The organism is Streptomyces sp. NPDC055078 (assembly GCF_053607985.1).
The window spans coordinates 1-5,710 of record NZ_JBSGUP010000537.1; the positions used below are offsets into that span (position 1 = coordinate 1).

Here is a 5,710-nt window from a genome sequence, read left to right on the forward strand (position 1 = left end):
GCGGGAGGCCCGGCTGCTCGGCCGCGCGGTCGTCGTCTGTTGCTCACCGGACAATCCGACCAACTCGGACAGCCCGGCCCGGTCGGACAACCCGGACCAGTCGGCCCGGCCGGCCCGACCGGCCCGGCTGATGAACGAGTTGGCGGCGGCCGATGACGTATCCGTGCTGATCATCGCGCCGCTCCCCTACGATCCCCAGTGGTGCGACCGCGACCCCCTCGTCCTGGAGGCTCCGCCGGGGCGCGCGGGCGACTCGGGGCGCGTCTGGTCGGCCGCTCTCGGCGGGGAGCCGGGTTTCGACCTCGCGACGACGGTCGCCCCGTACCACCTCGGCGGCGAGGGCATCGCCCGCGCCGTCCGCGCGGCCCAGGGCCTCGCGGGCTTCGACGGCACCCCGCTCACCCCCGCCCATCTGCGCCTCGCCGCCCGGCAGCAGTCGGCGTCGGGCCTGGAGCGGCACGCCCGCAGGATCCGCCCCGCCGTGGACTGGCGGGATCTGGTCCTCCCCGGCCCGCCCCTGGACCAGCTGCGGGAACTCGCCCTGCGCGCCCGCCACCGTGACCGGGTCCTGGGCGACTGGCGGCTCAGCGCGGGCGGCGGCCGGGGCCGGGGGGTCCTCGCCATGTTCGCGGGGGACTCTGGCACCGGCAAGACGCTCGCGGCGGAGGTCATCGCGGCCGAACTGGGCCTCGACCTCTATGTGCTCCAGCTGTCGTCGGTGGTCGACAAGTATGTCGGCGAGACGGAGAAGAACCTCGAACGCGTCTTCACCGAGGCCGACCGCACCGACGCGGTGCTTCTCTTCGACGAGGCCGACGCGGTCTTCGGCAAGCGGTCGGAGGTGAAGGACGCGCACGACCGTTACGCGAACCTGGAGAGCGCCTATCTGCTCCAGCGCCTGGAGTCCTTCGACGGGGTCGCGCTGCTCACCACCAATCTGCGCGCCAACATCGACGAGGCGTTCACCCGCCGTCTGGACCTGATCGTCGACTTCCCGTTCCCGGACGCTGAGCAGCGTCTCGCGCTGTGGCGGCACAGCCTCGCGCGCGTGCCCGGCGCGGCCGGTATCGAACTCGGCCCGATGGCGGCCGGCTTCGAACTCGCCGGCGGTTCCATCCGCAGCGCCGTGGTGACGGCCGCCTACCTCGCCGCGGGCCGCGACGGCATCGTCACGGCGGCGGACCTCCTCCAGGGCGCCCGCCGCGAGTACCGCAAGGCGGGGCGGCTGGTCCCGGGTGAGGGCGCCTGGTAGCCGCGGGCTCCCGGCCGGCCCGCCACCCGGCGCGCGCCCCGGTCACCTCATGGGCCGGCCCCGGTCACCTCGTACGCCCCGGTCACCTCGCACAGCTCGGCTCGTACGGGCTCGACGGCCGTACGGCTCGACGGGCTCGACGGGCTCGACGACCTCGCTTCGGGCGTCACCTCGACAGCTTGACGGCTTCGAGCCAGCTGGAGTTCTCCAGAGTGCCGCCGTAGATCATCTCGGGGCGGGCCTTGGCGCAGTGCTGGTTACCCCAGTCCTTCGAGCGGATGCGGGTGGACTGGCAGATCTGTCCGTCGCCGATGTTGATGCCGAAGCCCAGCATGTACGGCGCGTCCTTCTTCGCCTCGCCGATGTAGTTGTCCTCGCCGTCGGCGACGACCTCGGTCCACGGCTGCCCCTCGCCCCGGTCGTCCGTGGACCCGGGCTTGTGGAGCCAGGCGAAGGCCGCCGAGCCGCGGCCACCGGCGACCGCGAAGTTGAGAGCCTGGATCGGCAGCTTCTGGCCCGTCGTGCCGGCCATCGTGCCGTCGCACACCGGCTTCTGCCAGCCCCGCCCGGTGACATAGGCGCGGTAGCAGATGTGCTGCCCGGACGGGTCGTCCCTGGCGAGGCGGCGCACGGCGGTGGCGGCGGTCTCCTCCTTCGGTTTCGCGGCCGGAGGGGCCTCGCCGCCACCGCCACCGCCACCGCCCCCGCCGCCACCGCCCGGCTCCTCCTCCTTGGTGTCCTTCGGCTCGGGTGGCGTGGGCGGGGCCGCCGAGGGCGCCGGGGGAAGCGGCGGCGGGCTCGCCGCTGCCGACGGGCTGGGCGCGAGGGTGTTGCCGGCCTCGGCGACCTTCTCGGTGGCTCCGGTCTTTACGGACGGTTTGTACGCGATCCAGAGCATGACGAAGGTGAGGGCGAGGGCCAGGAACACCCCGAGGAAGGTGGCGAGCCAGCCGGGCAGAAAGCCGCGCTGGACATACGTCCCCTCCACCGGGAGGGGGTCGGTGCCTGAGCGGTGCAGGGAGAGCGTGTACGGCCGCTCCTCGGCGCCCCCGAACCAGATGATGTCCCTCGGTTTGAGGGTGGCCGCGACGAAGACGGCGCGGCCCGGCTCGATCTGGACATTGCTGGGCCGGATGTCGAACGACAGCTGATCGCCGTTGTCGGCGCCGTTCAGGGAGGCGGTCAGTTTGGTGTTGCCGAGGTTGTCGACCGCGAGCCGCGGCCTGCCCCGGAAGCGGCCCTTGACGATGGGCGGCACCAGGTCCGCCCGTACCTCGGTGAAGGGGGTGATGGTGAGGTTGCCCTCGGGGACGGTGGTGGCCTCGGGGTGTTCGGTCGGCGTGATCCGGATGCCGTAGGGGTTCGGCCCGGCGGTGGCGTCGGGGGTACGCGGCGGCGCGAAGGTCAGTTCGGCGGTTCCCGTCGTGCCCGGATACAGGCGCAGCGTCTGGGGTTCCACGGTGGTCCAGGGCGCGACGGGCCCCACCGGTTCGATGCGGTACTCGTCGACGACGTCACCGGTGTTGCGCAGCCGCAGCCGCACTCGTGTACTGCCACCCGGGTCCACGGTCGTGGAGGCGGGTTCCAGGGATGTCCACAGGCTCACGCGACGACGCTACGGAGGGGGACACGGCCCTGTCGCAGGTCTTCGGGCAGAGTCGCCCTGCCCGAAGAGGCATTCCCCTGGACGGTCCCGCGCAGTCCCGCGCGGTCCCGCGCGGTCCCGGTGGGCCCGGCGGCACCGGCTGCCCCCGAGGTCACCCCCGGGGGCAACGGCACTGCCCCCGGCCAGGTACCGATGGGCGTTACGGCTCACGCCCTGCGGGCGGGAGGCTGAGGGCGGTCCTGTCCAGGGCGCGTTGCGAAAGCAGCGCCGTCCGCCCAGAGGTCGGGGCCTGCGACGTCCGGTTGGTCCCGGCCCAGGCCCGCAGCGGCCGAGGGTTGGGGTCGCCTCAGGCCCCAGGGCCGAGGGTTGGGGCCTCCCCAGGCCCCAGGGCCGAGGGTTGGGGCCTCCCCAGGGCCGCAGGGGCCGAGGGGAAGGGTCTCCCCGGCCCGCAGGGGCCGAAGGGGAGATCGCAAGGCGGAGGATCATCCTCGTCAACCGGACGTACTCGGATGACTCCGACAACACAGCGTGGGGGCACTCCCCCTGGGCCTGGCGGCCCGGGGGGACCCCCACCGGGCCGAAGAACCCAGGGGGAGTGCCTGCCGGGCGTCGCAGGCCAGGCGGGACTCGCAACACGCCCCAGTACTCCGAGGAGAGCAGAGCATGCCGTCCTATCTGTCGCCTGGCGTCTATGTCGAGGAGGTCGCCGGCGGTACGCGCCCCATCGAGGGGGTGAGCACCTCGGTCGCGGCCTTCGTGGGACTCGCACCGACCGGCCCGCTCAACGAGCCGACGCTGGTGACCAACTGGACCCAATATGTCGCGTCCTTCGGTGAGTTCACCGACGGTTACTACCTCGCGCCCGCCGTCTACGGCTTCTTCAACAACGGCGGCTCGGCCGCCTATGTGGTCCGGGTCGGCGGCTCCGCCGACGGCGTCCCCGCAGAGGGCCGGGAGCCCTCGGCGGTGGCCGGCGGTGCCGCCCCGGCCGCGCTGCCGTCGGGCGAGCCCCAGCGGCTCGGCACGTTCACGGTGAGCGCCCTCGCACCGGGTGCCTCCGGCTCGCTGAGCGTCGAGGTGGCCGACGCGGACGGCGAGGGCCCGGCCGAGCGGTTCAAGCTGATCGTCAAGGACGGCGACAGGACCGCCGAGCAGTTCGACGTCACCCCGAAGAAGAGCAGCCGCGCCTACGTCGTCACCCAGGTGAAGGAGCGCTCCCGGCTCATCGCAGTGGCCGAGGCCGCGCCGGCCGGGCAGCTGGCCCGCCCGGAGAACCAGACGGTGTCCCTCACGGCCCCCTCCCCCGCCGTACCGGACGCGGAGGCCGGAGCGTCCGGGGAGGCACACCCCGGACCTGCCCAGTACCTCGGTGACTCGGCGGACCGCACCGGCTTCGGCGGCCTGGAGGCCGTCGACGGGATCTCCATGGTCGCCGTGCCGGACCTGATGGCCGCCTACCAGCGCGGCGGGATCGGCCTCGAAGCCGTCAAGGCCGTCCAGCTGGGGCTGATCGCGCACTGTGAACTCATGGGCGACCGGGTCGCGATCATCGACCCGCCGCCCCGGCTGAACGCCCGTCAGGTCAGGGTCTGGCGTCAGGAGACGGCCGGCTACGACTCCAAGTACGCGGCTCTGTACTACCCGTGGATCAAGACCTTCGATCCGGCCATCGGCCAGACCCGGCTGATCCCGCCGAGCGGCCACATCGCCGGCGTCTGGGCCCGCAACGACGCCGAGCGCGGTGTCCACAAGGCACCCGCCAACGAGGTCGTGCGCGGCGCGGTGGACCTGGAGATCCAGATCACCCGCGGCGAGCAGGACCTGCTCAACCCGATCGGCGTCAACTGCATCCGCTCCTTCCCCGGCCGCGGCATCCGGGTGTGGGGCGCCCGCACCGTGTCCTCCGACCCGGCCTGGCGCTATCTGAACATCCGCAGGTACTTCAACTACCTGGAGGAGTCGATCCTCATCGGCACCCAGTGGGTGGTGTTCGAACCGAACGACCACGCCCTGTGGGCCCGTATCCGGCGCAATATCTCGGCGTTCCTGGTCAACGAGTGGCGCAGCGGCGCGCTCTTCGGCCAGCGTCCCGAGGAGGCGTACTACGTCAAGTGCGACGAGGAGACCAACCCGCCGGAGTCGGTCGACGTCGGCCGGGTGGTCTGTGAGATCGGCATCGCGCCGGTCAAGCCGGCCGAGTTCGTGATCTTCCGGCTGGCCCAGTTCTCCAGCGGCGGCGGAGAGCTGGAGGAGTAGGACCGGGCCCCGCCTCCGTATCCCCTTCACCCAGACACCTTCACAAGGACGGCGAGCAGATGAGCCTTCAGCCGGGCGACACCCTCACAGCACACAACTTCGGCCTCCAGATCGACGGCGTCATGGTCGAGCACCTCGCGGAGGTCAGCGGCCTGACCCTGGAGCAGGACGTCATCACGTACGTCCAGAACACCGCCGCGGGCAAGCAGGAGACCACGAACATGCCGGGCAACAAGAAGCACGGGACCTGCACGGTCGTACGCGGGATGACCCACTCGGCGTCCTTCACCCAGTGGATCAACCAGTCGTTCGCGGGCCAGATGTCCTCGGCCCGCAAGAACGCCTCCGTCATCATGATGGATTTCGAGAACAACCCGGTGAAGCGCTACAACCTGCGCAACGCCTGGTGCCACAAGATCGACACCAGCACGGTCAAGGCGGGCGAGGCGTCCGCCCTCACCGAGACCGTGAGCATCATCTTCGAAGAAATGGAAATCGAGTAATGCGGCGTACCGCTGCCAGGAGCGGCGGCGCCGTGACGTACTCCGGGGACGGAACGGCCCCCGCGCCACCGGCGGGGCCGGACGTCGTACCGG

Annotated in this window: 4 protein-coding genes; 3 read left to right on the plus strand and 1 reads right to left on the minus strand. The window is 71.8% G+C overall.

From position 1 onward, the window contains the following. Positions 1-1,252 (plus strand): ATP-binding protein (locus tag ACWF94_RS31370; protein ID WP_453496095.1); only part of this gene is annotated, 1,252 nt, incomplete at its 5' end. Positions 1,253-1,418: 166 nt separating this feature from the next. On the opposite strand, the gene ACWF94_RS31375 is transcribed toward ACWF94_RS31370, so the two are convergent. Continuing rightward, positions 1,419-2,858, minus strand: a complete 1,440-nt coding sequence (locus tag ACWF94_RS31375) for a hydrolase (RefSeq protein WP_453496098.1) — start codon at positions 2,856-2,858, stop codon at positions 1,419-1,421. 663 nt (positions 2,859-3,521) lie between these two features. Here ACWF94_RS31375 and ACWF94_RS31380 point away from each other — a divergent pair. Next, complete coding sequence (locus tag ACWF94_RS31380) at positions 3,522-5,114, plus strand: phage tail sheath subtilisin-like domain-containing protein (protein WP_453496101.1); 1,593 nt, start codon at positions 3,522-3,524, stop codon at positions 5,112-5,114. Between the two features lie 59 nt (positions 5,115-5,173). Beyond that, positions 5,174-5,617 carry a phage tail protein gene (locus ACWF94_RS31385; RefSeq protein WP_453496104.1) on the plus strand — a complete coding sequence of 148 codons (444 nt, stop codon included), beginning with the start codon at positions 5,174-5,176 and terminating at the stop codon, positions 5,615-5,617. Positions 5,618-5,710 lie beyond the last annotated feature (93 nt).

Coding starts and splice junctions, on each gene's coding strand:
- ACWF94_RS31385 (WP_453496104.1), top strand. CDS start 5,174: ATGAGCCTTCAGCCGGGCGACACCCTCACAGCACACAACTTCGGCCTC.
- ACWF94_RS31380 (WP_453496101.1), top strand. CDS start 3,522: ATGCCGTCCTATCTGTCGCCTGGCGTCTATGTCGAGGAGGTCGCCGGC.